Below are 25,395 nucleotides of genomic sequence, written 5' to 3'. Positions count from 1 at the left end.
GGTGTTCCTTCCGTCTCGTGGGCCGGCTCAGTAGGCGAAGGCCAGCGGCTTGTCGGCGTCGGCGTCCGCGTCCGGCCCGTCCTCGCCGGGGTCCCTCAGGTCCTCGGGGGTGAGCTCGGCGGGGCCCGCCTTGGCGTACTTGACCAGCAGCCGGACCTCGATCACGGCGAGGACGGCGTACAGGACGGTGAAGACGACGAGGGAGGTGACCACCTCGGCGGTGGAGACGCCGGGCGAGACCGCGTCCTCGGTGCGCAGCAGCCCGTACACCACCCACGGCTGGCGGCCCATCTCGGTGAAGATCCAGCCCCAGGAGTTGGCGATCAGCGGGAAGCCCATGGTGAGCAGGCCGATCCGCCAGAACCAGCGGCTCGGGGTCCCGCCCAGGCGGCGGTTCCTGGTCACCATCAGGTGCGGCGGCTCGTCGGAGACGGTGCGGTGCTCGGGGGCCACCCAGAACCGCCTGCGGGTCAGCCACAGGCCGACCGCCCCGAAGGTGAAGGACGTCATGCCGAAGCCGATCATCCAGCGGAAGCCCCAGTAGGTGACGGGGATGTTGGGCCGGTAGTCGCCGGGCCCGTACTTCTGCTGCTCCGCCTCGTTCAGGTCGTTGATGCCGGGCAGTTCGGCCGAGAAGTCGCCCTTGGCCAGGTAGGACAGCAGTCCGGGGATCTCGATGGCGACCTTGTTGTGGCCCTCCTCCACGTCGCCGTAGGAGAACACGGAGAACGGGGCGGGCTTCTCGGTGTCCCACAGCGCCTCGGCCGACGCCATCTTCATCGGCTGCTGCTCGTACATGACCTTGCCGAGCATGTCGCCGCTGATCGCCGTGCCGAGGCCGAAGACCACGGCGACGGTCAGCGCCAGGCGCAGCGAGGTGCGCATGACCTTCACATGCCTGCGGCGGGCCAGGTGGTAGCAGGCGATGCCCGCCATGAAGGCGGCGGCGGTGAGGAAGGCGGCGGTGAGGGTGTGGAAGATCACCACCAGGGCGGTCTTCTGGGTGAGCACCGCGACGATGTCGGTCATCTCGGCGCGGCCGCTGACGGGGTCGATCCGGTAGCCGACGGGGTGCTGCATCCAACTGTTCGCGGCCAGGATGAAGGAGGCGGACAGGATGGTGCCGATGGAGACCATCCAGATGCAGGCCAGGTGCACCTTCCGGGGCAGCCGGTCCCAGCCGAAGATCCACAGCCCGATGAAGGTGGACTCGAAGAAGAACGCGAGCAGCGCCTCAAAGGCCAGGGGGGCGCCGAAGACGTCGCCGACGAACCGCGAGTAGTCGGACCAGTTCATGCCGAACTGGAACTCCTGGACGATGCCGGTGACCACGCCCATGGCGATGTTGATCAGGAACAGCTTGCCCCAGAACTTGGTGGCCTGGAGGTAGTGCTCCTTGCCGGTGCGCACCCACGCGGTCTGGAGGCCCGCCGTGAGGGCGGCGAGACCGATGGTCAGCGGGACGAACAGGTAGTGGTAGACGGTCGTGATGCCGAACTGCCATCGGGCGACATCGACCTGCTCCAGGGCCAGGTGCACGCCACGTCTCCTTCGCACGTTCTCGGAATGGAGGCGATCACCCCATTCGCACCACTCGCCCGGGATTCACCCGGAAGCGGCAGCGCTCGTGAATGTGAACGCATTCACAAGCACCATTATGGCGGAGCCCTTTCGACGCGTCGCAGGGGCCCCTCGGGGTCGTCCAGGGGCCGGCAGGACCGGGAGGCATGGGGCCGATGGGCTCAGGAGCCCCCGCCTGACCAGCGGAAACAGGGAAGAGCGAGCAGGAGGGGCGCGGCAGGGGGAACCGGCGCGGCGCTCCGAGCGCGCCGGGACCGGACGGGCGCGTGACGGATGTCTCATCTCCTACTTGCGCCCGGCACAGGGCGGGGTCGCCAAAGCGGGCCGGGCCGGGCGGGGGTCACCCCCGCCCGGCCCGGCCCGCCGGCTGCTCGCCCGCCTACAGCTCCTTGCGGAACTCCTCCGCCGCCCGCAGCAGGATGTCGTTGGCCTCGGGCTCGCCGATCGTGATGCGCGTGCCCTCGCCGGTGAACGGGCGGACGACCACGCCCGCACTCTCGCAGGCCTGCGCGAAGGCGTCGGTGTGCTCACCGAGCCGCAGCCAGACGAAGTTGGCCTCCGACCGCGGCACCGTCCAGCCCTGCGCGAGCAGCGCCTCCCGCACCCGCTCCCGCTCGCCCACCAGCTTCTCCACCCGCTCCAGCAGCGCGTCCTCCGCCCGCAGCGACGCCACCGCCGCCTCCTGCGCCACCTGGCTCACCCCGAACGGCACGGCGGTCTTGCGCAGCGCCGCCGCCACCGGCTCGTGCGCCACCGCGAAGCCGACCCGCAGCCCCGCCAGGCCGTACGCCTTGGAGAACGTCCGCAGCACGCACACGTTCGGCCGGTCCCGGTACAGCTCCAGGCCGTCGGGCACCTCGGGGTCGCGGACGAACTCCCGGTACGCCTCGTCCAGCACCACCAGCACGTCCCGCGGCACCCGGTCGAGGAACCGGATCAGCTCGGCGCGGCGCACTGCGGTGCCGGTGGGGTTGTTGGGGTTGCAGACGAAAACCAGCCGGGTCCGCTCGGTGACGGCGTCCGCCATCGCCGCCAGGTCGTGCTCCTCGCCCGCCGTGAGCGGCACCCGCACCGAGGTGGCGCCGGAGATCTGGGTGATGATCGGGTACGCCTCGAAGGAGCGCCAGGCGTAGACGACCTCGTCGCCGGGGCCGCTGGTGGCCTGGAGCAACTGCTGGGCCACCCCGACCGAGCCGGTGCCGGTCGCGATGTGCGTCGCCGGCACCGAGAACCGGTCGGCCAGCTCGGCGACGAGCGCGCCGCAGGTCATGTCCGGGTAGCGGTTGAACGACGCGGCGGCCGCCACGGCGCGCTCCAGCACCCCGGGCAGCGGCGGGTACGGGTTCTCGTTCGACGACAGCTTGTACGACGGCACGTCCGCGTCCGCGCCCTCCCGGGCCGCGGCGGGCCGCCCGGGCTTGTAGGTGGGGATCCCCTCCAGCGCCCCGCGCAGCCTGGGCCCTCGCTCGCTCACCTTCCGGCCTCCACTCGCCTCGTCCGTCCTGCCGACCTCACCCTATGGGGGGCGTGCACATGGCGGGAGATGTCGCGCGCTCGGGCGTGCGCGGGTGGCGCGAGCCAGGGCGCGCATCACCCGTACAGGTGAGTTACCCCGAGCCGCCCCTCCGGTGTTCTCACCCGGCAATCCGACTCTTCGTGCCCGAAGCGCCGAACTGATCCCCGAATGACCTCAAAAATCAAGGCCGCAAGCCCATTACACCTTGCAGAAACCTATCCGCAAATCCTTCTCCGTGTACTCCCCCCTGGTATGGGCCCGAGCCCTACTATCGGCTCGCCATGACAGCAGCAGGACACCACCAGGCGAGCCGGCCCAGCGGCCGGCGGCTGGAGCGGGCAGGTATCCGGGACGTGGCCGCAGCGGCCGGAGTCTCGATCACCACTGTCTCCGACGCGCTCAATGGCAAGGGCCGCCTTCCCGAAGCCACCCGCCGTCACGTCCGTGAGGTAGCCGACCGTCTCGGCTACCGACCGTCCGCCGCCGCACGCACGCTGCGCACCGGCAAGTCGGGCCTGATCGGTCTCACCGTCACCACCTACGGAGAAGAACCGTTCACCTTCACGGAGTTCGCCTACTTCGCCGAGATGGCCCGCGCGGCCACCTCGGCCGCGCTCGCCCGCGGCTACGCGCTGGTCATCCTGCCCGCGTCCTCGCGCCACGACGTGTGGAGCAACGTGGCGCTCGACGGCACCGTGGTCATCGACCCCTCCGACCACGACCCGGTCGTGGAGGAGCTGCACCGGCAGGGCGTGCCCGTCGTCAGTGACGGCCGCCCCGGCAACTGCCCGGTGCACGCCTGGGTGGACAACGACCACGAGGCCGCCGTCCTGCGCATCCTCGACCACCTCGCCGACGCCGGCGCCCGCAGGATCGGGCTGCTCACCGGCACCAGCACCGACACCTACACCCGCCTGTCCACCACCGCCTACCTCTCCTGGTGCGAGCGGGTCGGCCAGGAGCCGGTGTACGAGAGCTACCCCGCCCACGACCCGTGCGCGGGCGCGGTCGCCGCCGACCGCTTACTGGCCCGCCCCGACCGCCCCGACGCCGTCTACGGCCTGTTCGACCCCAACGGCACCGACCTGCTCGCCGCCGCCCGCCGCTACGGCCTGCGCGTCCCCGAGGACCTGCTGCTCGTCTGTTGCAGCGAGAGCGACGTCTACGCCAGCACCGAGCCCCCGATCACCACGCTGTCGCTGAAGCCCGGCCGGATCGGCACCGCCGTCGTCCAGCTCCTCATCGACGCCATCGAGGGCGTCGGCAGCCACCGGCCCGCCGACCCCATCCACCAGGTCATGCCGACCGACCTGATCGTCCGCACGTCGTCCCTGCGCCGCCCGCCCCGGATCAAGGTCAGTCCACCCCGCTCCCCCGGCTCCGGCTGAGCCCCGCCCGCGGGCACGCTCCGGCGCACTCGGGGGACAGCGGATTTCATCACGTTTTGTGGGCACCGCACCGAATCACGCCCCCCGGGTGCGTCACAACCCGACAGCGTCGTTCCTATGATGGGCGAATGACACCGGAAGAGCCCCTCTCGCCCAACAGGCTCTCCTGCCCGGTGGCGGGCAGGGGGACAGGGGCGGACAGGTCGGATCTCCCGGTGGGCAGCGCGGCGCGAGGGTGGAGGGGTCGATGACACAGGGGGCCGGTCCAGGACCCGTTGTCCAGGCATCAGTGAGCTGGCGTCCCCCGGCTGCCGACTCTCCCACCGACGCGCCTCCCACGGTGCCGCCAGCGCCCGCGCCTCCTCCCCCGCCCGGGCCCGGCTACACCCCCACGCAGCCCAACCTCCCGCTGGACCCGTCCCTGATCGGCGGCCCCCCGCGGGACACCCCGACCGTGCAGCTCAAACCGGTGACCGCGGCCGGGACGGCGCCGCAGTCGGGCCCCGGGCCGCTGTTCGTCGTCGGCGACGTGCACGGCTACCTCGACGAGCTGCGCGAAGCCCTGTACGCGCACGGCCTGGTGGACCACGACGGCCACTGGTCGGGCGGCAACGCGCGGCTGTGGTTCCTCGGCGACTTCACCGACCGCGGCCCCGACGGCGTCGGCGTCATCGACCTGGTGATGCAGTTGTCCGCGGAGGCCGCGTCCGTGGGCGGCTACGCCAAGGCCCTCATGGGCAACCACGAACTGCTGCTGCTCGGCGCCAAGCGGTTCGGCGACAAGCCCGTCAACTCCGGCGCGGGCACCGCCTCGTTCCTGGCCGCCTGGCGGCTCAACGGCGGCCAGCCCAGCGACATGGAGCGCCTCCAGGACCACCACGTCGCGTGGATGGCCCGCCTGGACGCCGCCCACCTGGAGGACGACCACCTGCTGCTGCACTCCGACACCACCGCGTACCTGGAGTACGGCGGGACCATCGAGGACGTCAACGACAACGTGCACGAGGTGCTGCGGCGCGGCGACGCCGACGAGTGCTGGGAGCTGTTCCGCAAGTTCACCAAGCGCTTCGCCTTCCGCGGCGACGCCGGGCCGACGGCCGTGCGGGAGCTGCTCGACACCTACGGCGGGCGGCGCCTGGTGCACGGCCACAGCCCGATCCCCTACCTGCTGGGCGAGGTCGGCTCCGAGAACGGCGACGGGGACGGCGTGCCCACCGTCTCCGGGCCGCACGTCTACGCCGACGACCTGGCGGTGGCCATGGACGGCGGGGTCACCATGGACGGCAGCCTCCTCGTCGCCCGGCTCCCCCTGAACGGCCCGCCCGCGGGCGCCGCGCCGCCCGCCGACGGCGCCCCGGCGCACTGAGCGCTCCCGCGCCCCGCCCGGTCCCCCGCCACCCCAATTCTGGAAAGACACTGCCACCGTCTCACTTCCCGGCTTTACCATCGAGGCATCTGACCAAGGCCCTCCACGTCCATCCGCCCGCCGAGCCGGGGATCCGGGCTCACCGAGCCCGATCGGCACAGCCGGGGGAATGAGCATCGGAGGGAGCAACGGGGGGACTCCGCCGTCACGGCCGCCCCGTGGATGGGTACAGCGGAGTCAGGAGAAAGCTGGGATACGAATGAACAGCGCTCCGCACTTGCAGAGCGAGGACCGCCAGGACTTCGAAAGGGTTCTCGACGAGGCCCTGCACGACGAGGAGAAGCGCCATGTCGGCCTCGGCGCGCCCGCGCGCCTGAACTCCGAGCAGCTTCGCACACTCGCCCTGGAGGCCGTCGCCGCCATCAACGCCTGCGCCGCCGCCGAGTACGCGCGCTACCTGGACGTCCGCGAGGAGGTCAGGAGATCCGGCTCCGGCGAGCGGGCGGTGGCGGACGGGACCACCGGTACGGACGACGGCGGCGGGGCGGGCATGCTCGCCGTCGTCACCGTCCTCACGCCGATCCTCGCGGGCCTGTCCGCCGTGGTCCTGCTGTGCGTCGGCTACCTGATGAAACTGGAGGACCCGGACCCGGACGCCGCGGGTTCGCTGGTGTTCGCCGGGTGGCTGTTCGCCGGGATCGCGGTCGCCGGCCTGGTCACGGGCATGATCGCGGTGGTGCTGACGGCGCTGCGCAACACCGCGGCCGACGCCGAGGCGCTGCGGGTCGCCGCCTCCCCCGAGGTGGCCGCGGCCAGGGACGCGTGGCGCGACGCCCTGCGGGAGCGGGGTGTGCGCCCGTTCCTCGAGCGCGCGCTCAGCGCCGCCGAGCCGGCGGACCGCACCCCGCCGGTGCCGTCGGGCAACGCGGGGCCGGCCCGGCGCACCTCACCGCTGGGCTACAGCCGCCCCGGCTTCAGCAGCCCCAACCCCGACGACCCGGCCGAGCCCCGGCACGGCCCGGAGTTCTCCAGCCCGCGGTACACGAGCCCGGAGTTCTCCAGCCCCGACTTCGACACCGGCTTCGGCCGCCCCGACACGGACCGCGCCTGAGCCACCGGCGGCCCCGCCGGGGTTAATGTGACGGGAAGGGGCACAACGGCGCCGTCCGCTCCCGCCGCGCCAACGGCCTCTCGCGGCCGGGAGCGGGCGGTCTTTCCTTCTGCGGGGCAACCGGCGCGTCCAGTCGGGCGAACGCCCGGCTCACGGGCACGGGGCTCGCGATGGGGTGGTGGGCGGGGAGACGGGTGGGCGGGCGGTCTTCCCTTCTGCTGGGGCAACCGGCGCGTCCAGCCGGGCGAACGCCCGGCTCACTCGCCGTCCGGCAGGGCCACGCTGACCGCCCAGGAGACGACGCTCACGATCAGGGCGCCGAGCAGGGCCGTCCAGAAGCCGTCCACCTCGAAGCTCAGGCCCACCGCCTCCGAGGCCCACGAGGTGAGCCACAGCATCAGCGCGTTCACCACGAACGTGAACAGGCCCAGGGTGAGGACGAACAGCGGCAGCGCCATCAGCCGCACGATCGGCTTGACCAGGGCGTTGATCACCCCGAACAGGAGCGCGACGAGGACCAGGGTGACCGCCTTGCGCGCGGTGCCGTCCTCGGACAGGGTGATCCCGGCGAGGACCCAGGTCGCCACCCCGAGGGCCACCGCGTTGGCCACCGTCGTGACCAGGAAGTTCTTCATCGGAGGATCGTCGCAGCCGGGGGGCCTCCAGTCGAACGCCCGGGCAGGGTTGAATGACCTCGGCGGTTGACCACACGCGGCCGGAAGGCCGTGCACCGAGCCCGGGAGGCGGCAGCAGATGAAGGTGTTCCGCTTGGACGACCTCGAGGCGGAGCGTTCCGCGAACCGGGGGGCCTACCTGCGGTTCCTCACCGAGCGGAACATGTCCGCCGGTCTGTACGCGCTGTCGCCCGGCGAGCTCGACACCCAGCAGCCGCACGAGCAGGACGAGGTGTACCTGGTGGTGAGCGGCCGCGCCTCCATCACCGTCGGGCAGGAGACCACCCAGGTCGCCCGCGGCTGCGTGGTCTACGTCCCCGCGGGCGTGCCGCACCGCTTCCACCACGTCACCGAGGACCTCCGGGTGCTGGTGGTGTTCTCACCCCCGGAGGGCTAGAACCCTCCGCGCCCCGACACCCCCACCCCACACCCCCGAGGAGCCCCGTGCCCCCCTTCAGTCGGCAGCTCTGGGACAGTGCCCAGTCCACCTACGCCGCCATCCTCGACCACCCCTTCATCCGGGGCCTGACCGACGGGTCCCTGCCGCACGGCGCGTTCCGGCACTTCGTGGTGCAGGACTCCCACTATCTGAAGGACTACGCCAGGGCCCTCGCGGTGTGCGCGGCCAAGGCGCCGGGGGACGACGACGTGCGGGCGTTCGCCGGTGACGCGGTGGGCGCGATCGCCGCCGAGCAGGAGATGCACCGCGGCTTCATGGAGGCGCTCGGCGGGGACCGCCCGGGTGACGAGCAGGTGCTGCCGACGACCCGCGCCTACACCAGCTATCTGCTGGCGACCGTGCACCAGGGCTCGTTCGCCGAGGGCCTGGCCGCGGTACTGCCCTGCTACTGGATCTACGCGAAGGTCGGCGCCGAGCTGCTGGCCAAGTCCTCGCCCGACCCGCTGTACGCGCGCTGGATCGGCGTGTACGGCGACGAGGAGTTCCAGGGCGTGGTGCGCAGGGTGGTGGCGCTGGCCGACCGGGTGGGGGAGGAGCTCTCCCCGGTGGAGCGCGAGCGGGCGACCGCCCACTTCGCGCTGACCGCGCGTTACGAGTGGATGTTCTGGGACGCGGCGTGGCGCCAGGAGACCTGGCCGGTGTGAGAGCCCGGTATGAGGGCCGGGGGCCGCGGCGGGGCCCGCGTCCCGTAGGGGGCGAATCCGGGGCCGGTGGGGCCCTTGGGCCCTTCGTGGGGCGCCGGAGGCGGTCGTAAGCTCGACAGCAGCCAAGGAGGAGGGCCGGTTCGAGATGAAGAAGGTGCTCGCGGGGCTGCCCGCGTGGGTGCGCTGGGGCCTGCTCCCGGTGCTGGTGCTGCTGGTGTTCGGCTCGGTGCTGATGAGCGTGCTCAGCTTCGTGATCGGCCTGCTGTTCAAGGTGCTGCTGCTGGTCGCCCTGGTCGCGCTGGTGCTGTTCGTGGTGAAGAAGTTCACGGCGCGGACGTGACGGAGCGGCTGGCGGCGCGGCGGTGGAGCGCCGAGGCGCTCGACTACCTGGCACTGGAGGCGCGCGCGGTGCCGCGGATGCCGCTGCACGCCTTCCCGCTGCCCGCCGAGTGGGGTCTCGGGCTGTACGTCCAGGACGAGTCGGCGCAGCCCACCGGCAGCCTGAAGCACCGGGTGATGCGGGGGCTGTTCGCCGAGGCGGTGGAGAGCGGGCGGATCGACGAGGGCACGACCGTCGTCACCGCGACGGGCGGCGCCGCCGCGGTGGCCGCCGCCTACTTCGCGCGGCTGCTCGACCTGCCGTTCGTCGCCGTGGTGCCGGAGCGCACCCCGGCCGAGCGGACCGCGGAGATCGAGGCGCACGGCGGCAAGTGCGTCCGCCACGGCGGCCCGCCCCCGGCCGTGTACGACGAGGCGCGGCGGATCGCCGCCGAGTGCTCGGGCCACTACCTGGACCACTTCGCGGGCACCGACCTGGCGCTGGCCCACGAGGCGGGCACGGTGGCCTCCGACCTGTTCGCCTCGCTGGCGGAGGCCGGGGCGGCGGTTCCCGCGTGGATCGTGGTGGGCGCGGGCACGGGCGCCACCTCGTCGGCGGTGGGCCGCCATCTGCGGCGGAACGGCTACGCCACCCGGCTGGCGGTGGTGGACCCGGAGAACTCGGCGTACTTCCCAGGCTGGATAAGCGGCGCCGCCGACTACGCCACGGGCATGCCGTCACGGATCGACGGGATCGGGCGGCCCCGGATGGAGCCGGGCTTCCACCCGGACCTGGTGGACATGGTGGTGCCCGTCCCGGACGCGGCGAGCGTGGCGGCGATGCGGCGACTGCGGGCGGACACCGGCCTGGAGTCTGGCCCGTCCACGGGCGCCAACCTGTGGGGGGCGTTCGAGCTGATCGCGGTGATGCGCCGGGACGGGCTGCGCGGCTGCGTGGCCACGGTGCTCGCGGACGGCGCCGCGCACCACAGGAACACGTACTGGGACGACGCCTGGGTGCGCGGGCGCGGCCTGGACCCGGGGCCCTACCAGGACGCCGTGGAGGCGTTCCTGTCCGGCGGCGACTGGCGGCCGCCCGCCGGGCCCTGACGGCGCCGCCGCCCGGTGCCCCGCCCGGGGCCGCGCCCGCCCAGCCTCGGCAGGCCCTTGCCCGCGCCGCCGTCCCCCCCGTGGTCCGCCGACGCGATCAGCGCGGCCAGCGCCGTGGTCACCGGCACGGACGCCACCAGGCCGATGCCGCCGACCAGGGTACGCACGATCTCCTCGGACACCAGCTCGCTGTTCGCCACCGTCAGCACGTCGCTGCGCGCGATGGAGAACAGCAGCAGCATCGGCAGCGCGGCGCCCGCGTAGGCCAGCACCAGGGTGTTGACGGTGGACGCGATGTGGTCGCGGCCGATGCGCAGGCCCGCCCGGTACAACTGGCGCGCGGTCATGGACGGGTTGGCGGCCTTCAGTTCCCACACCGCGGAGGTCTGGGTGACGGTGACGTCGTCGAGCACACCGAGGGAGCCGATGATGACGCCCGCGAGCAGCAGGCCGCGGATCTCGATGTCCGGGTACAGGGAGTGCACCAGGCCGGTCTCGTCGGAGGTGTTGCCGGTCAGTCTGGCCCAGCCGATGAACAGCGAGCCCAGCAGCCCGATGAGCAGCAGCGACACCAGTGTGCCCAGCACCGCGACCGAGGTGCGGGCGGACAGGCCGTGGCACAGGTACAGCGCCGACAGCATGATCACGCTGCCGCCGACGACGGCCACCAGCAGCGGGTTGGAGCCCTGGAGGATGGCGGGCAGGATGAACAGCGTCAGCACCCCGAAGCTGATGACGAGGGCGATCAGCGCCGTCAGTCCGCGCAGCCGCCCCACGCCGACGACGACCAGCGCGAAGAGTCCGGCGAGCAGCGCCATCGGGAAGCCGCGCTGCACGTCGGTCACCGAGTACTGGAGCTCGCGCGGGGCGTTCGGGGCGTAGGCGACGACGACGCCCTGCCCCACCTCGTACCTGCGCAACTGGTCGGGGCGGATCACCTCGGTGAAGGTGCGGCCCTTGTCCTTGCCGGTGGTGACCTCGATGGTGGCCAGCTCGCAGTCGTCCTCGGCCGCGCCGCCCTGCCCGTCCTGCCCCGTGCCGCCGGGCTGCTGCTGGGCGGGGCCCGCGTTCAGCTCGGCGCAGGACCGCTGCTCGACCTTGACGACCTTCGCCTTCTGCGTCTCCTGGTCGAAGCCGACCCCGGTGCGCTCGTGCGGCGGCACCCCGCCGGGCCACAGCACCACGAGCCCGGTGAGCACGGCCGCCGCGAACGGCACCAGCACGGCCGCGATCACCTTGCGCAGATGGGTGGAGACGGGCTGCGCCGGGCCGTGGGCATGGCCGTGCCCGTGGCCGTGCCCCTGCTCGGGGCCGGGGCCCTGCCCGTGCCCCTGCCCGGGGGCGGGCCCCGGGGGATGGCCGTGACCTGGCCCTTCGCCGGGCGTCTGCCCGCCTCCGCCCGGTCCTTCCCCGGCCGCCGCCCCGCCGTACGGGCCCTCGTTCTCCGGCTGCCCCGCGTTCTGCCGCACGTCGTGGCTCCTCTCCGCATCCGGTCCGATCATCCGTGTCCCCCTGGCGCGGGCGCCAATCGAGCGGCTAGCTTGGTCGCGTCTTCGCAATGAACGCGGGAGCTCGGAGCACCGGGCTGAGAGGGCGCTGACATCCGTGGATACGCATCCGCGCCACGGAATCCACGCTGCGCCGACCGCTGAACCTGTTACCGGGTAATGCCGGCGTAGGGAGTGGGTCTTCGCATGACCATGCAGGATGCGCACACGTCTGCCTCCGTGTCGGACGGCCCTGAAAAGGGCCCGATCGGGTGGCACAAGGACCACCTGGTGGGATCCCGTCCGGATCTGCGGGTGCCCGTGCGCCGAGTCCATCTGACCGACGGCCGGGGCGTCACGCTGTACGACACCTCCGGCCCGTACACCGACCCCGCGGTCACCACGGACGTCCGCCGCGGGCTGGAGCCGCTGCGCCAGAACTGGATCACCGGCCGCGGTGACACCGAGGAGTACCCGGGCCGCCCCGTGCGCCCCGAGGACGACGGGGTCCGGCACACCACGCCCCGGAGCGGTGCCCTGGACAACCTGGACGCGGTGTTCCCCGGCCGCCCCCGGTTGCCGCGCCGGGCCCGCGGCGGCGCCGCCGTCACCCAGTTGGCGTACGCGCGGCGCGGGGTGGTCACCGAGGAGATGGAGTTCGTCGCGCTGCGGGAGAACGTCCCCGTGGAGGTGGTCCGCGAGGAGATCGCGGCGGGCCGCGCGGTGCTGCCGGCGAACGTCAACCACCCGGAGATCGAGCCGATGATCATCGGGAAGCGGTTCCTGGTGAAGGTGAACGCCAACATCGGCAACTCCGCGGTGACCTCCTCCATCGAGGAGGAGGTGGAGAAGATGACCTGGGCCACCCGGTGGGGCGCGGACACCGTGATGGACCTGTCCACCGGGCGGAACATCCACACCACCCGCGAGTGGGTGCTGCGCAACTCGCCGGTGCCCATCGGCACCGTGCCGCTGTACCAGGCGCTGGAGAAGGTGGGCGGCAGGGCGGAGGAGCTGAGCTGGGAGGTCTACCGGGACACCGTCGTCGAGCAGTGCGAGCAGGGCGTGGACTACATGACCGTCCACGCGGGCGTGCTGCTGCGGTACATCCCGCTGACGGCGCGCCGGAAGACCGGCATCGTCTCCCGCGGCGGCTCGATCATGGCGGCCTGGTGCCTGGCGCACCACCGGGAGAACTTCCTGTACACGCACTTCGAGGAGCTGTGCGAGATCCTGCGCGCCTACGACGTCACCTACTCGCTCGGTGACGGCCTGCGGCCGGGGTCGGTCGCGGACGCCAACGACGAGGCGCAGTTCGCGGAGCTGCGCACGCTGGGCGAGCTGAACCGGATCGCCCGCGCCCACGACGTGCAGACCATGATCGAGGGCCCGGGCCACGTCCCGATGCACCTGATCAAGGAGAACGTGGAGCTCCAGCAGGAGATCTGCGACGGCGCGCCGTTCTACACCCTCGGCCCGCTGACGACGGACATCGCCCCCGGGTACGACCACATCACGTCCGGGATCGGCGCGGCGATGATCGCGTGGTGGGGGACGGCGATGCTCTGCTACGTCACCCCGAAGGAGCACCTGGGGCTGCCGGACAAGGACGACGTGAAGACCGGCGTCATCACGTACAAGATCGCGGCGCACGCGGCGGACCTGGCCAAGGGGCACCCGGGCGCGCGGGAGTGGGACGACGCGCTGTCGGACGCGCGGTTCGAGTTCCGGTGGGAGGACCAGTTCAACCTGTCCCTCGACCCGGACACGGCGCGGGCGTTCCACGACGAGACGCTGCCCGCCCAGGCGGCGAAGACGGCGCACTTCTGCTCGATGTGCGGCCCGAAGTTCTGCTCGATGAAGATCTCGCGCGACATCAGGGGCGAGTTCGGCGGGGCGGGGCGGCCCGGGGACGCGCAGGGCCCCGCGGACGCCGAGGTCCTCGCTGACGCCGAGGCGGGCATGCGCGCGAAGGCGGAGGAGTTCGCCGCCTCGGGGCACCGGCTGTACCTGCCCGTGGTGGAGTAGCGCCCGCCCGGTGACCGGTCTCCCGCCCGTGGGGCAGCGCGGGCGGGAGGCGCCGGGCGCGGGCGCCCCCGCGTCAGCCGCGCGCCTGGCGGGCCCTGCGCACCTGCCCGCCGCACTCCACCGGCTCCGCCAGATGGCCCTCCGCGAGCCGGGTCAGCGCCCGGACCAGCACCTGTGCCTCGTCCTCGGCCAGGGCTCCGAGCACCTCGCGGTGCACCCGGTCCGCGATGCGGGCGCCCTCGGCGGCGACGCGCTCGCCCTCCTCGGTGACGGAGATGATCCTGGCCCGCCGGTCCCTGCCGGAGGGCCGGCGCTCGGCGAGGCCGGCCCGCTCCAGCTCGTCCACCGTGACGACCATCGTCGTCTTGTCCAGGTCGGAGATCTCCGCGAGCTGGATCTGGGTGCGCTCCTCCTCCAGGGCGTGGAAGAGCACGCAGAAGGCGCGCGGGGTGATGCCGACCTCGGCGAAGGCCGCCGCCATCCGCGTCGCCAGCACATGGCTGGTGTGCGCCAGCAGGTGGGAGACGTCCGGGACGGTGCGGCTTGGGGTGCTGGTCGTCATGGAGCCAGTCTAGGCCGGATAGGGGGCTAGCGGATTATCCGCCAAGCGAACTATCCGGCGGAGTCCGGAGACGCACCTGGGAGACGCGCCCCGGGGCGGGCTACTCCGGGATCCGGGGCGGGGTGCCGCGCGTCCACGCCACCCGCAGCGAGGTGGCGCTGATCCGCCAGCCCTCGGCGGTCCTGACCAGCTCGGTCTCCGTGTGGCCCGCGGAGACGAAGAGCTCCTCCTGCTCCGAGCCGTCCGCGAGCACATGGGTGCTCAACTGGGCGCCGCGCGCCGTGGCCCGGTCGCCGTCGAGCTCGACGACGACGTTGGTGCTCAGGTGCACGGTCCGGTCGAACAGCGCCATGGCGCTCCGGGTGCGCTCCAGGACGGTGTCGCGCCCGTGGAACGTCCCGACGGGCATCCGCCAGACGACGTCCTCGGTGTGGAAGGCGCGGGCCCACTTCTCGTCGATGCGGCCCTCGTCCAGGGAGCGCAGGTAGCGGTCGAGCAGTTCGGTGATCTCGGCGCGGTCGGTCAGTTCGCGGAGCTGCCGCGCCAGGGTGTCGGTGTCCATGCCGGTCAGCCTCCTTCCTCAAGTTCGCTTCAGGTCAACCCCTGTCACACCAGGTGAACTCGATACGGAGGGAGATAGTTTTGAAGTAGACGTTCTGCTAATGTCTTAACCGGTGGCCCGCACAACACCGCCGACAGGTCTCCGACCAGCGACGACCGCAGTCCTCAGCGGTCGGAGCGCCCCGGAGGGCCCGGCGGCCGTCCCCTCCGAGCCGCCGACGACGAACCCCACAGCCACAAGGGAGACCCCATGTCCGCCACCCCCTCCCCCACCGAGACCGCCGAGCCCACCGAGACCGCCGAATACGGCCCCGGCGGCGGCCCGCCCCCGCGCTCCCTCGCCGACGGCGCCCTCTCCGGGCTCCTGGCCGGCCATGTCTTCGGGGCGCTGGCCACCACCAGGAAGGACGGCAGCCCTCACCTCAGCACCGTCGTCTACTCCTGGTCGCCCGAGGAGCGCCTGATCCGGATCAGCACCACCGCCGACCGCCTGAAGGTCCGTCAACTGCGCCGGGACCCGCGCGCCTCGCTGTACGTCTCCTCCGCCGACCACTGGTCGTTCGCGGTGGCCGAGGGCCGGGCGGAGCTGTCCGAGGTGAGCACCGAGCCGGGCGACGCCACCGGCCGGGAGCTGCTCGCCCTCACCCCGGGCTTCGCCGACAGCGCGGACGAGGCCGCGTTCCTCGCCCAGATGGTCGCCGATCGCAGGCTGGTGATCCGGCTGCGGGTCTCCCGGCTCTACGGGACGGCCCTCGACGTCCCGTGACGGCCCCGGCACCTCCAAGGGTCACGACGCCGTCACGGTCCGGTGCTCCCGGCCGCGCCATCACCGATGATGGAGGGCATGACAGCACCCCCGGTCCGTGGCGTCGCCGCCGCCCCCGCGCCCGTGATGCGGGCCGGCAGCGCCCTGTACCGCGTGTGCTTCGTGTGCACCGCCAACATCTGCCGCTCCCCGATGGCCGCCTCCGTCTTCCGGTCCCGGGTGGCGGCGGCGGGCCTGGCGGACCGCATCAAGGTGAACAGCGGCGGAACGGGCGGCTGGTTCGAGGGGGAGGGCGCCGACCTGAGGACCGTGGCGGTGCTCGCCGAGCACGGCTACCCCGACGACCACTCGGCGCGGCAGTTCAAGGTCGAGTGGTTCGTCGGCCTCGACCTGGTGGTGGCGCTGGACGAGGGCCACGCCCGGTTCCTGCGCCACCTCGCGCCGACACCGCGGGACGTGGAGAAGGTCCGCCTGCTGCGCACGTTCGACCCCGCCGCCAGCGGGCCGCACCTGGACGTGCCGGACCCGTACTTCGGGGGGATGGACCAGTTCCGGCTCTGCCTGGAGCTGATCGAGGCGGCCTCGGACGGGCTGCTCGAGGCGATCCGGGCGCACGTGGCACCCGCGGACGGCGGCAGGAACGGGGCCGGGAGCGGGAGCCGGACGAGCGGGCCGGGCGGGCCCGGCGTCGGGGGCGGGGGCGGGAAGGACGGCGACGGCCCCGGGCGGAACGGGGACGGCGACGGCCGGAGGAACGGCGGGGACGCCGGCAGCGGTGAAAGCGGCGGGAACGGCGAGGGCTCCGCGAACGGGGAGAGCGGGAAGGACTCGAAGAACGACGTCAAGGACGGCAAGAGCGGGAAGAGCGGCAAGAGCGACGGCAGGAACAGCAGGAGCGCGAAGGGCCGCGAGGACGGCCGGGGCGCCGAGGGCGGCCGGGGCGGCAGGCTCGGCCGGGTCGGCGGCCGCGGCAGGCACGCGAGGGGCGGCGGGCGGCGCGGCGCGGCCCCCGGGTCGTGCCAGGGCGCCTGAGCCCCCCTCAGGGCGCGGTCACTCCCCGGAGCTTGTCCGGGTTGCGGATCAGCCGGACCGCCTCGACGGCGCCGTTCTCGTCCACCTCCACCAGGCCGACCCCGTCCGGCTTCCCGTCCACGGTGACCAGCACCCCCGGGTCACCGTTGACGTCCACCGCGTGGACCGCCATGCCGGGCAGCAGCCCGGTCACCACCCCGACCACCCAGCGGGCCACCTTCTCCGCGCCGTACAGCGGGCGCAGCGCGGCGCGGACCTTGCCGCCGCCGTCCGTCCAGGCGGTGACCTCGGGCGCGAGCAGCTCCATCACCCGGTTGATGTCGCCGCCGACGCACGCGGCCAGGAACTCGTCGGTGACCTGCCGCCGCCGGTCGGCGGGCGCCCGGTAGCGGGGCCTGCGCGCCCGCACATGGCCGCGCGCCCGGCTGCCGACCTGACGCACCGACGCCTCGCCGCGGTCCAGCATCCGCGCGATCTCGGTGTAGGAGAAGCCGAAGACCTCCTTCAGCACGAACACCGCGCGCTCCAGCGGCGAGAGCGTCTCCAGCACCACCAGCATCGCCAGCGACACGTCCTCGGCCCGCTCCACGTCCCCGCTGGCGTCCGGCGCCGTCACCACCGGCTCCGGCAGCCACGGGCCGACGTACGCCTCGCGCCGGGCGGACGCGGCGTTGAGCCGGTTCAGGGAGAGGTTGGCGACGGTCCGCACCAGATAGGCCCGCGGCCGCTCCACCGCCGCAGCGTCGACCGTGCTCCACTTCAGCCAGGCGTCCTGCACGACGTCCTCGGCGTCGGCGACGCTGCCCAGCATGCGGTAGGCGATGCCGAGCAGCGTCGTCCGGTGCTCCTCGAAGGTCCGCAGGGCGGTGGAGGTCTCGGTCACGACCTCGACGGTACCGCGCAGCGGTCGGTGAACCCCTGGCCGGTCAGGCCGAACGCGGCGTTCATGCGGGAGCGCAGGTTCTCCACCGCGACGATCGCGGTCAGCTCGACGAACGCGGGCTCGCCGAGCCTGTCCACCAGTTGCTTCGCCATCTCGTCGGTGACGGCGGGCACGGACTCGGTCATCGCCACGGCGTACTCCATGACGGCGAGCTCCAGCTCGCTGAAGGCCTCGGGGCGGTCCCGGAACTCCGGCACGGCGCGCAGCTTCTCCGCCGGGACGCCGATCCGGTGCCCCTCCCAGTAGCCGAAGTCCACGCACCACGAGCACCCGATCCGGACGGCCGTGGCCATCACGGCGAGCTCCTTGAGCACCGGGTCGAGCCGGTCCCACTTGGCGACCTTCCGCTCGAACCCGGTCAGCCCGAGCAGCACCTTGGTGTTGTGCGCCCACGCCCGGCCCGGGTCGAGCACGGCCCCGTACACGCGCTTGGAGTACCACTCGCCGATCCGGAAGAGCAGGCCGCGCGGGGGGTCGAGGGAGATGCGTGCCACGTGCGTTCGCCTCCTTGTCGATGTGCCTCGGCGCGTGCCCGCCGCGGTCGGTGCCGCGGCCCGGTGCGCGCCCTCACAAGGAGGACAGGGCGGGCCCGCGGAGTGTGACACGGTCCCGGGAGGACGAGGCGGCGCGGGCCGGTTCCGCGTCAGCCGCGCCACCGCACGGCCAGCGCCCGCGCCGGGTTGGCGGTGAACACCGCGGCGGCGAACTCCTCGCCGAGCGCGCGCACCAGCCTGGGCCGCAGCGCGGTGAGCAGGTGCGCCATGCCGGGGCCGCCGCCGGTCGCGGCGCGGGCCGCGGCGGTGGTGGTGTCGCCGCCGAGCAGCACCTGCCCGGCGTGCCCGGCGTCGGCGAGCGCGGTGAGGGCGTCGAGGAGCCGCCAGTCGGTGGCGTGGTGGGCGCGGGAGGGCCCGTCGAACGCCAGGAACACGCCGCGCTCGGCCGCCCACCGGTGGACGCGGATGTCGGGGAAGCGCCCCAGGTGGCCGAGGACGACCCGCTCGGGCGGCATCCCGTGCTCGCCGCACAGCAGGTCGATCACCTCCAGGGCGGCCGTCCCGCCCTCCAGGTGGACGGCGACGGGCGCGCCGGTGGCGTGGTGGGCCGAGGCGGCGGCGGCCATGGTCCTGCGGGCGTGGCCGTCCAGTCGGTGGAAGTCCCCGGCGACCTTGATCAGTCCGGCCCGGACCGGCGCCGTGGTCAGCTCCGCGGTGAACAGCTCGGCCAGGCCGTCCCCGATCCGCTCCAGCACGCCCGGCGGGTAGTGCACGGCCTGGTGCAGCCCGGTCGCGGCGACCAGGTGGACCCCGGTCCTGCGGGCCAGCGCGGCCAGGTCGGCGCGGCGGCGGCCCATGCCGTGCGGGGTCCACTGCACCACGGCCGCGCCGCCCGCCGCGCGGAAGGCGGCGAGTTCGGCCTCGGCGGCTTCCGGGTCGTCCAGTTGCTCGCCGGGCAGTCGCGGGCTGCGCAGGAACAGGTGGTCGTGGGCGTCGCAGACGCCCAGCTCGCCCGGGGGGATGTCCCCGAGCACGGTACGGACGGCCGCCTCGCCCGGCTCCGCCATGTCCTCACCTCCGGATCCGTGTGATCGGATCAAGCCTCCCGCACCCGCGCCGGACGGGCGTGGCCGGGGGCGGTCCGCCCGCCGGAGGCGCCATTGACGGGGCCGGTCCCCCTACCTAGCCTTCATCTGCGTACGTCTCATCTGCATACATGGACGACGTCCACAAGGGGAGACAGGCTCCCGCTGCGGGGCGCCCGGACCTGGCGGAAGGACTCACCCGATGACGACCACGATCGCCGACGTCCGGCTCACCCCAATCCTCGTCGCCGACCCGCCCCTGCTGAACACCCAGGGCGTCCACCAGCCGTACACCCCGCGCCTAGTGGTCGAGGTCACCACGGACGGCGGGGTGACCGGCGTCGGCGAGACCTACGGCGACACCAAGTTCCTCGACCTCGCCCGCGCCCTCGCCGACCGTCTCCCCGGCCACCGGGTGGAGGACCTCAACGGCCTGGCCGCCCTCGCCGACGAGGTCGCCGTCGATCCCACCGGCTCGGACGCCTCCGTCACCGCGGGCGGCCTGCGCGGCGTCCAGACCGCCGACAAGCTGCGCCTGTCCGTGGTGTCCGGCTTCGAGGTGGCCTGCCTGGACGCGCTCGGCAGGACCGTGGGCCGCCCGGTACACGCCCTGCTCGGCGGCAAGGTGCGCGACGCCGTCGAGTACAGCGCCTACCTGTTCTACCGCTGGGCCGCGCACCCGGACGGGGTCGCCGCCGAGACCGACGACTGGGGCCGGGCCCTCACCCCCGAGGAGGTCGTGGACCAAGCCCGCCGCTTCCACGACCGGTACGGGTTCGCGTCGTTCAAGCTCAAGGGCGGGGTGCTGCCGCCCGACGAGGAGGTGGCGGCGGTCCGCGCGCTCGCCGCCGCGTTCCCCGGCCGCCCCCTGCGGCTCGACCCCAACGGCGCCTGGTCCGTGGAGACCGCCTGCCGGGTCGCCGACGAGCTCCGCGACGTGCTGGAGTACCTGGAGGACCCGGTCACCGGCGCCCCGGCCATGGCCGAGGTCGCCGCGCGCACCGGCGTCCCGCTGGCCACCAACATGTGCGTGACCACCTTCCCGGAGATCCCCGGGGCGTTCACCCGCGGCGCCGTGCAGATCGTGCTGTCCGACCACCACTACTGGGGCGGGCTGCGCAACACCCAGACCCTGGCCGCGATCTGCCGGACCTTCGGGGTGGGCGTGTCCATGCACTCCAACACCCACCTGGGGATCAGCCTGGCCGCGATGACCCAGGTCGCGGCGACCGTGCCCAACCTCGGCCACGCCTGCGACACCCACTACCCGTGGCAGACCGAGGACGTGCTGACCGAGCGCGTCCCCGTCCGCGGCGGGCGGGTGGCGGTCACCGACGCCCCGGGCCTGGGCGTGGAGCTCGACCGCGCCCGGCTGGCCGCGCTGCACCGGCGCTGGCTGGACGACGACGGCGCGCTGCGCGACCGCGACGACGCCGCCGCCATGCGCAGGGCCCGGCCGGAGTGGACCACCCCGGCCGCGCCCCGCTGGTAGCTCACCGGGCGGCGGTGCCCACCACCCGCTCGGGGGTGACGCGCAGCACCACCCGCACCACCTCCGGCGGCAGCTCCAGGTACTCCCGGCCCGCGCCCTCCCCCTCGTACTCCTCGGCGAGCCGGACGGCCAGCCTGCGCCCGGTGTCCTCGGCGACGGTGGCCCGGCCGCGGATCTCCGCGTAGCGCAGCGGGTCGGCCGGGTCGTACACGGTGAGGCTCACCCGGGGGTCCCGGTGGACGTTGCGCTCCTTGCGCCGTCCCGCGGCCGTGGAGATCAGCAGGTCGTCCCCGTCCCGGCACACCCACACCACGGACGTCTGCGGACTTCCGTCGGGGTTCACCGTGGCGAGAACGGCGGGGATCGGCTCGTCGAGGAGCCCGCGCACCGCGTCGTTCAGTGAGACAGCCATGACGGCGGATCCTAGGCGGGCCGGACACCGCAACGCCGCACCTTTTCCGGAGCGGCGGCGGGAGCGGCGGCAGGAGCGACGGGGGCCGGTGCGGCGGCGGCCGGGATCTCCCCCCTCGTGATCCCGGCCGCGCGGACGTGGGGCCGCGCGGACCGTGGCACCATTCGGTCAACGCGCGGAGACACGCCCACAACAACGGTAGTTGACTCAGCGTCAGTGTCCAATCACAGTAACTCGCCACACCCATCGTTATTTTTATGGCTCGCCCGGAGGAGGGTGCCGTGGACCTGACCCTGCTGCGCACCTTCGTCACCGTGCACCGCGCCGGCTCCTTCACCCGGGCCGCCCAGTTGCTGGGCCTGTCCCAGCCCGCCGTCACCGGGCAGATCAGGTCGCTGGAGCGGCAGGTCGGGCGCCCGCTGTTCCTGCGGCTGCCCCGCGGCGTGGCGCCGACCACGGTCGGGGACGAGCTCGCGCACAAGGTCGCCCCGCACCTGGACGCGCTGTCGGAGATCACCGAGGCCGGGGTCGGCCGGGACACCCCGCGCACCCTGCACCTGGCCGGGCCCCGCGACTTCACCGCGCGCCGGGTGCTGCCCGCGCTGGCCGGGCTGGTCGCGGACGGGGTGAAGCTGCGGGTGTCGCCGGGCGCGGACGAGGAGAACCTCAACGGGCTCGCCGCCGTCCACCACGACCTCGTCGTCACGGCCACCCGCTCGCGCGCCCGGCTGTTCACCGCCACGGTGCTGTGCGACGAGGAAGACGTGCTGGTCGCGGGGCCCGACTGGGCCGGGCGGATCGACCCGGAGGACCTGCGGGCGCAGGGGCCGCGGGTGCTGGCGGGCGTCCCGCTGATCGACTTCGACGAGGACCTGCCGTTCGTCACCCGCTACTGGGCGCACGTCTTCGACGCCCGGCCGTCCGGGACGGGTGCGGTGGTGGTGCCCGACCTGCGCGCGGTGCTGGAGCTGGTGCGCGCGGGAGCGGGGGCGGCGGTGCTGCCCAGGTATCTGTGCGAGGAGGCGGCGGCGGCCGGGGAGGTGGTCCCGCTGCTCGAACTCGCGGTGCCGCCGCTGCGCACGTTCTTCCTGGTGGCGAGGGCGGGAACGCTCGCCCAGCCGCACATCGCGCGGGTGCACGAGCGGCTGCTCGACGCCGCCGGGCAGTGGTGAACGCCGGCCGGGGGGCGCGGGCGGGCCGGTCGCCGGGCGCTCGCGGCAAAGGAATCGGAACCCGCCACTCCGGTTCGCTCCGGCAGGGACGTTTCGCCCGGCCCCGCCGGCGGCACACTCCCACCACGGGCAACACGGAAGGACCGGCGTTCATGCACGATACGGGAGCGGCGGAGGAGCGGCCGGTGGTCAAGCGCACCGCCCGCGCGATCCTTCTGGACGGCGGCGACCTGCTGCTGATCAAGCGGACCAAGCCGGGCGGGCCGCCCTACTGGATCACCCCGGGCGGCGGGGTGGAACCCGGGGACGGCAGTGTGGTGGAGGCGCTGCACCGCGAGGTGGACGAGGAGCTCGGGGCGAAGGTCACCGACGTCGTCCCCGCGTTCGTGGACACCGTCGCGCACACCACCGAGGACGGGCGGGCGGGGGTGAAGGTCCAGCACTTCTTCGTGTGCAAGCTGGCCTCCATGGACCCCGCCCGGCGCCACGGCCCCGAGGTGGACGAGCCCAACGGCACGTACGAGATCGTGCGCATCCCCTTCAGCCGCGCCGGGATCGGCTCGGTGGAGGTGGTGCCGCCGTCCCTGCGCGCCTATCTGCGGGCGAACGTGGAGGGGGTGCGGGCGCTGCTCGCGGCCGACCTGGCGTGAGGCGGGCCGCTACTTGTGGGTGAGGGGCGCCCCGCGCTCGCGCGCCGGGACGAACCAGCCGCTGAACGGCTCGGGCGCCGGGTCCTCCGCGGCCTCCGCGGACTGCTCGGCCTCCTGGTGCCGGCGCGCCGCCGCGCCGAAGAAGTCGCCGCCCTTGCGTCTGGAGTCGTCGGTGCCCCAGGCCCGGCCGCCCGCCGTGGGCAGCTTCGCCATCCGCGGGATGTGCTTGGAGCAGTGGATGTACGCCTCCTTCACCGCTATCTCCACCCACGCCTGCGGGCGGCGCCCCGGCACCGGGTCCACCGGCAGCAGCGGCCACGTGGTGCGCATCTCCCGGTCGGTGCGGACCGTGGCCCGGCCGTTGACGTGCAGCCCGATGCGGTCCCGGACGAAGTCCATCAGCAGCAGGCCGACGTTCGGGTTCTCCGTGATGTTGCCCAGGCTCGCCATCACCCCGTTCCCCCGGTACTCGGGGTAGGCCAGGGTGCGCGAGTCGAGCACCTGGAGGAACCCGGGCGGGCCCGCCCGGAAGGTGTTGTCGCACTCCCCGCTCGCGTCCGCCGTGGCCAGGAAGAACATCTCCTGCCGGGCCACGAAGTCCCGCATCCTGGGGTTGAGGTGGTCCAGCACCTGCTCGTCGTAGAACCGGTCGGCGCGGGCCGTGGTGCCCATCTGCTCCTGGAGGCGGTGCTCGGCCGGCGACCCGGGGCGGTCGGGGCGCTCATCTCGGTACACGATGTGCCGTGCCTTTCGGTTTGGTGCGGTGCTGTCTGAACGCGGGACGGGCCGTGCGGCCGTCAGTCCGCCGTCACCAGATCGCCCACGAAGTCGTGGCGGATGCGGTGGGTGGGGATACCGATGCCGGTGAGGGTGTCGACGCCCCTGCGGATCATCCCGGGCGGGCCGCTGAGGTAGGCGTCGAAGGCGTGCCACGGGCCGTACTTGCGCACCACGTCGGGCAGCGGCCCGATCACGTCCCGGCCGTCCACCACCGGATGCACGCCAAGCCACGAGTGGCGCCGGGCGAGCTGGACCAGCGTGTCCAGGTCGTACAGGTCGTCGTCGCTGCGCGCCCCGTAGAACACCTCGACCTTGCGCCGGCGCCCCGCCCCGGCCACGTCCTCCACCAGGGCCTTGATCGGCGCTATCCCGGTGCCGCCGCCCAGGCACAGCAGCCCGTTGTCCGAGGTGTGGTCCACCACCATGGAGCCCGCGGGCGGGCCGAGCCTGATGACGTCGCCCGCCCTGGCGCGGTGCACCAGCGCGGTGCTGACCCAGCCCGCGGGGACGGCCTTGACGTGGAAGCTGAGCAGCCCGTCGGGGCTGGGCGCGGAGGCGAAGGAGTAGTGCCGCCACACCCGCGGCCACCACGGGGTCTCCAGCGTGGTGTACTGCCCGGCCAGGAACGGGTACGGCTGGTCGGGCCGCACCGTGATCACGGCGATGTCGGGCGTGCGCAGCTCGTGGGAGACGATCTCCGCCTGCCACCAGGGCGGGGAGCGCAGCTCGTCGTCGGCTGCGGCGTCGATCATGATCTGGGAGATCGTGGTGTAGGCGCGCACCCAGGCCGCCTCGACCTCCTCGGTCCACGTCTCGCCGGCGTACCGGGCGAGCGCGGTGATCAGGGCCTCGCCGACCGCCGGGTAGTGCTCCGGCACGGTGCCGTACTTGCGATGGCCGCGCCCGAGGTTCGACAGGTACTGGGTGAGGAACTCGGTGTCGTCGATGTGCTTGGCCGCGATCAGCAGGGCCCGCATCAGGCGGTCCCGCTGGTGGTCCATCGCGGCCGGGAAGAGCTCGCGCACCTCGGGGTTGTGCAGGAACAAGGTCGCGTAGAAGTACGAGATGACCTTGTCGGAGGCGGGCTTGACGGCCTCCATGGTGCGGCGGATGAGGATCGCGTCGGGGGAGGCCGGCTCGCCGTCGAGCGGCGCCGACAGCGGGAGCGGGCGGTGCGGGGCGGGGCCCGGGCCGGCGGGGCGGTCCTGCTCCGGGCGGTCCGGCGCGGGTGCCTGCGGCGCCGGGCTGCCGGGAGCGGGACGGCCGGGGGCCGGGTGCTCCACCGGACGGTCGGGGGCGCTGCCGTCGGCCGGCTGGTGGTCCCCCGGCTCGTCCTGCTCCGACCTGCGCCGCGGCGCGAACCAGCTCCACCCGCCGTCGCCCTGGCCCGCCGCGGCCTCGGGGGCGGGGGCGCCGCCGTGCCGCCCGGTGCCCTGCCGTGCCGCGGCGTTCGGCTCGGGCGGGCGCGACCGGGGCATTCCCTGCGGGGAGGGCGCGCCGGTGCGCTCCTTTTCCTCCCGCGGATTTCCCTCGTGCGCCGACGTGGCTCTCAGAGCGTCCATCGTCTGCCTCGCCTCACGCTTCTCACCGTGTACATCTCGACCCCGATAAGGAAGGCGTCCCCATTTGCCTCGAACGGCTGCCTGATTCCGCCACCATTGCCCACCTCACGTGCGAGAACCGTTGCCCGGAACACGGATCGCGGATCCTGTGAAGATCGGGTGCGGACGCTGTGTGGGCAGCGTTGCCGGGCGGAACGGCTC

General features: G+C 73.4%; 24 protein-coding genes and 1 pseudogene. 13 read left to right on the top strand and 12 right to left on the bottom strand.

The features are described 5' to 3' along the window. Positions 1-27: 27 nt before the first annotated feature. Together ACYVO2_RS02700 and hisC are read right to left on the bottom strand one after the other, a co-directional pair. Complete coding sequence (locus ACYVO2_RS02700; RefSeq protein WP_461005898.1) at positions 28-1,539, bottom strand: cytochrome ubiquinol oxidase subunit I; 1,512 nt, start codon at positions 1,537-1,539, stop codon at positions 28-30. A gap of 421 nt (positions 1,540-1,960) precedes the next feature. Then, the gene (gene hisC / locus ACYVO2_RS02695; RefSeq protein ID WP_461005897.1) at positions 1,961-3,055 is read right to left on the bottom strand and encodes a histidinol-phosphate transaminase; all 1,095 of its coding nucleotides are present in this window, start codon (positions 3,053-3,055) and stop codon (positions 1,961-1,963) included. 323 nt (positions 3,056-3,378) lie between these two features. Here hisC and ACYVO2_RS02690 point away from each other — a divergent pair, with 323 nt between their 5' ends. The 3 genes from ACYVO2_RS02690 (at position 3,379) to ACYVO2_RS02680 (ending at position 6,962) form a co-directional block, all read left to right on the top strand. Then, positions 3,379-4,485: a LacI family DNA-binding transcriptional regulator gene (locus ACYVO2_RS02690; RefSeq protein WP_461005896.1), complete on the top strand. Its 1,107-nt coding sequence runs from the start codon at positions 3,379-3,381 to the stop codon at positions 4,483-4,485. Positions 4,486-4,732: 247 nt separating this feature from the next. Beyond that, the gene (locus ACYVO2_RS02685; RefSeq protein ID WP_461005895.1) at positions 4,733-5,851 is read left to right on the top strand and encodes a metallophosphoesterase; all 1,119 of its coding nucleotides are present in this window, start codon (positions 4,733-4,735) and stop codon (positions 5,849-5,851) included. A gap of 259 nt (positions 5,852-6,110) precedes the next feature. After that, positions 6,111-6,962 (top strand): hypothetical protein, encoded by an 852-nt coding sequence (locus ACYVO2_RS02680; RefSeq protein WP_461005894.1) that lies wholly within the window; start codon positions 6,111-6,113, stop codon positions 6,960-6,962. 257 nt (positions 6,963-7,219) lie between these two features. On the opposite strand, the gene ACYVO2_RS02675 is transcribed toward ACYVO2_RS02680, so the two are convergent. Beyond that, a complete protein-coding gene (locus ACYVO2_RS02675; protein WP_461005893.1) occupies positions 7,220-7,597 on the bottom strand; it encodes a phage holin family protein in 378 nt (125 codons plus the stop codon). A gap of 118 nt (positions 7,598-7,715) precedes the next feature. Between ACYVO2_RS02675 and ACYVO2_RS02670 the strand changes: the two genes are divergently transcribed. The 4 genes from ACYVO2_RS02670 (at position 7,716) to ACYVO2_RS02655 (ending at position 10,168) form a co-directional block, all read left to right on the top strand. Continuing rightward, positions 7,716-8,033, top strand: coding sequence for a cupin domain-containing protein (locus ACYVO2_RS02670; protein ID WP_461005892.1), 318 nt, complete (start codon positions 7,716-7,718; stop codon positions 8,031-8,033). A 47-nt stretch (positions 8,034-8,080) separates the two neighbouring features. Continuing rightward, the gene (gene tenA, locus ACYVO2_RS02665; RefSeq protein ID WP_461005891.1) at positions 8,081-8,740 is read left to right on the top strand and encodes a thiaminase II; all 660 of its coding nucleotides are present in this window, start codon (positions 8,081-8,083) and stop codon (positions 8,738-8,740) included. Positions 8,741-8,885: 145 nt separating this feature from the next. Next, a complete protein-coding gene (locus tag ACYVO2_RS02660) occupies positions 8,886-9,080 on the top strand; it encodes a DUF5326 family protein (protein ID WP_461005890.1) in 195 nt (64 codons plus the stop codon). Continuing rightward, positions 9,077-10,168, top strand: coding sequence for a pyridoxal-phosphate dependent enzyme (locus ACYVO2_RS02655; protein ID WP_461005889.1), 1,092 nt, complete (start codon positions 9,077-9,079; stop codon positions 10,166-10,168). The genes ACYVO2_RS02660 and ACYVO2_RS02655 overlap by 4 nt, the downstream gene beginning before the upstream one ends. Here the strand turns inward: ACYVO2_RS02655 and ACYVO2_RS02650 are convergent. Beyond that, positions 10,105-11,670 (bottom strand): YibE/F family protein, encoded by a 1,566-nt coding sequence (locus ACYVO2_RS02650; RefSeq protein WP_461005888.1) that lies wholly within the window; start codon positions 11,668-11,670, stop codon positions 10,105-10,107. The genes ACYVO2_RS02655 and ACYVO2_RS02650 overlap by 64 nt on opposite strands. Positions 11,671-11,862: 192 nt before the next feature. On the opposite strand from ACYVO2_RS02650, the gene thiC reads away from it, so the two are divergent. Beyond that, positions 11,863-13,683: a phosphomethylpyrimidine synthase ThiC gene (gene thiC, locus ACYVO2_RS02645; RefSeq protein WP_461005887.1), complete on the top strand. Its 1,821-nt coding sequence runs from the start codon at positions 11,863-11,865 to the stop codon at positions 13,681-13,683. A 73-nt stretch (positions 13,684-13,756) separates the two neighbouring features. On the opposite strand, the gene ACYVO2_RS02640 is transcribed toward thiC, so the two are convergent. Both ACYVO2_RS02640 and ACYVO2_RS02635 read right to left on the bottom strand, forming a co-directional pair. Beyond that, positions 13,757-14,245, bottom strand: coding sequence for a MarR family winged helix-turn-helix transcriptional regulator (locus tag ACYVO2_RS02640; RefSeq protein ID WP_461005886.1), 489 nt, complete (start codon positions 14,243-14,245; stop codon positions 13,757-13,759). A gap of 100 nt (positions 14,246-14,345) precedes the next feature. Then, positions 14,346-14,807 carry a nuclear transport factor 2 family protein gene (locus ACYVO2_RS02635; protein ID WP_461005885.1) on the bottom strand — a complete coding sequence of 154 codons (462 nt, stop codon included), beginning with the start codon at positions 14,805-14,807 and terminating at the stop codon, positions 14,346-14,348. 249 nt (positions 14,808-15,056) lie between these two features. On the opposite strand from ACYVO2_RS02635, the gene ACYVO2_RS02630 reads away from it, so the two are divergent. Both ACYVO2_RS02630 and ACYVO2_RS02625 read left to right on the top strand, forming a co-directional pair. After that, positions 15,057-15,572, top strand: coding sequence for a PPOX class F420-dependent oxidoreductase (locus ACYVO2_RS02630; RefSeq protein ID WP_461005884.1), 516 nt, complete (start codon positions 15,057-15,059; stop codon positions 15,570-15,572). 126 nt (positions 15,573-15,698) lie between these two features. After that, a pseudogene (locus tag ACYVO2_RS02625) lies at positions 15,699-16,190 on the top strand (low molecular weight protein-tyrosine-phosphatase); the annotation flags it as partial. Between the two features lie 421 nt (positions 16,191-16,611). On the opposite strand, the gene ACYVO2_RS02620 reads toward ACYVO2_RS02625, so the two are convergent. The 3 genes from ACYVO2_RS02620 to ACYVO2_RS02610 all read right to left on the bottom strand — a co-directional run bounded on the left by ACYVO2_RS02620 (position 16,612) and on the right by ACYVO2_RS02610 (position 19,108). After that, positions 16,612-17,487, bottom strand: coding sequence for an RNA polymerase sigma-70 factor (locus tag ACYVO2_RS02620; protein WP_461005883.1), 876 nt, complete (start codon positions 17,485-17,487; stop codon positions 16,612-16,614). Next, positions 17,484-18,041 (bottom strand): carboxymuconolactone decarboxylase family protein, encoded by a 558-nt coding sequence (locus ACYVO2_RS02615; protein ID WP_461005882.1) that lies wholly within the window; start codon positions 18,039-18,041, stop codon positions 17,484-17,486. Before ACYVO2_RS02615 ends, ACYVO2_RS02620 begins: the two co-directional genes overlap by 4 nt. A 149-nt stretch (positions 18,042-18,190) precedes the next feature. Next, positions 18,191-19,108, bottom strand: a complete 918-nt coding sequence (locus ACYVO2_RS02610; protein WP_461005881.1) for a phosphotriesterase family protein — start codon at positions 19,106-19,108, stop codon at positions 18,191-18,193. Between the two features lie 220 nt (positions 19,109-19,328). Here ACYVO2_RS02610 and ACYVO2_RS02605 point away from each other — a divergent pair, with 220 nt between their 5' ends. Then, positions 19,329-20,618, top strand: coding sequence for a glucarate dehydratase family protein (locus tag ACYVO2_RS02605; protein WP_461005880.1), 1,290 nt, complete (start codon positions 19,329-19,331; stop codon positions 20,616-20,618). Between the two features lies 1 nt (position 20,619). On the opposite strand, the gene ACYVO2_RS02600 is transcribed toward ACYVO2_RS02605, so the two are convergent. Continuing rightward, entirely contained in the window at positions 20,620-21,030 is a 411-nt protein-coding gene (locus ACYVO2_RS02600; protein ID WP_461005879.1) for a PPOX class F420-dependent oxidoreductase, read from the bottom strand. Positions 21,031-21,311: 281 nt separating this feature from the next. Between ACYVO2_RS02600 and ACYVO2_RS02595 the strand changes: the two genes are divergently transcribed. After that, positions 21,312-22,202: a LysR family transcriptional regulator gene (locus tag ACYVO2_RS02595; RefSeq protein ID WP_461006026.1), complete on the top strand. Its 891-nt coding sequence runs from the start codon at positions 21,312-21,314 to the stop codon at positions 22,200-22,202. Between the two features lie 152 nt (positions 22,203-22,354). Next, positions 22,355-22,852 (top strand): NUDIX domain-containing protein, encoded by a 498-nt coding sequence (locus ACYVO2_RS02590; protein ID WP_461005878.1) that lies wholly within the window; start codon positions 22,355-22,357, stop codon positions 22,850-22,852. Between the two features lie 9 nt (positions 22,853-22,861). On the opposite strand, the gene ACYVO2_RS02585 is transcribed toward ACYVO2_RS02590, so the two are convergent. Both ACYVO2_RS02585 and ACYVO2_RS02580 read right to left on the bottom strand, forming a co-directional pair. After that, positions 22,862-23,587: a pyridoxamine 5'-phosphate oxidase family protein gene (locus ACYVO2_RS02585; RefSeq protein WP_461005877.1), complete on the bottom strand. Its 726-nt coding sequence runs from the start codon at positions 23,585-23,587 to the stop codon at positions 22,862-22,864. Between the two features lie 62 nt (positions 23,588-23,649). Next, a complete protein-coding gene (locus tag ACYVO2_RS02580) occupies positions 23,650-25,194 on the bottom strand; it encodes a globin domain-containing protein (RefSeq protein ID WP_461005876.1) in 1,545 nt (514 codons plus the stop codon). Positions 25,195-25,395 lie beyond the last annotated feature (201 nt).

The organism is Streptomyces capparidis, from assembly GCF_054782095.1.
This window is presented reverse-complemented; position numbering and strand designations above follow the sequence as displayed.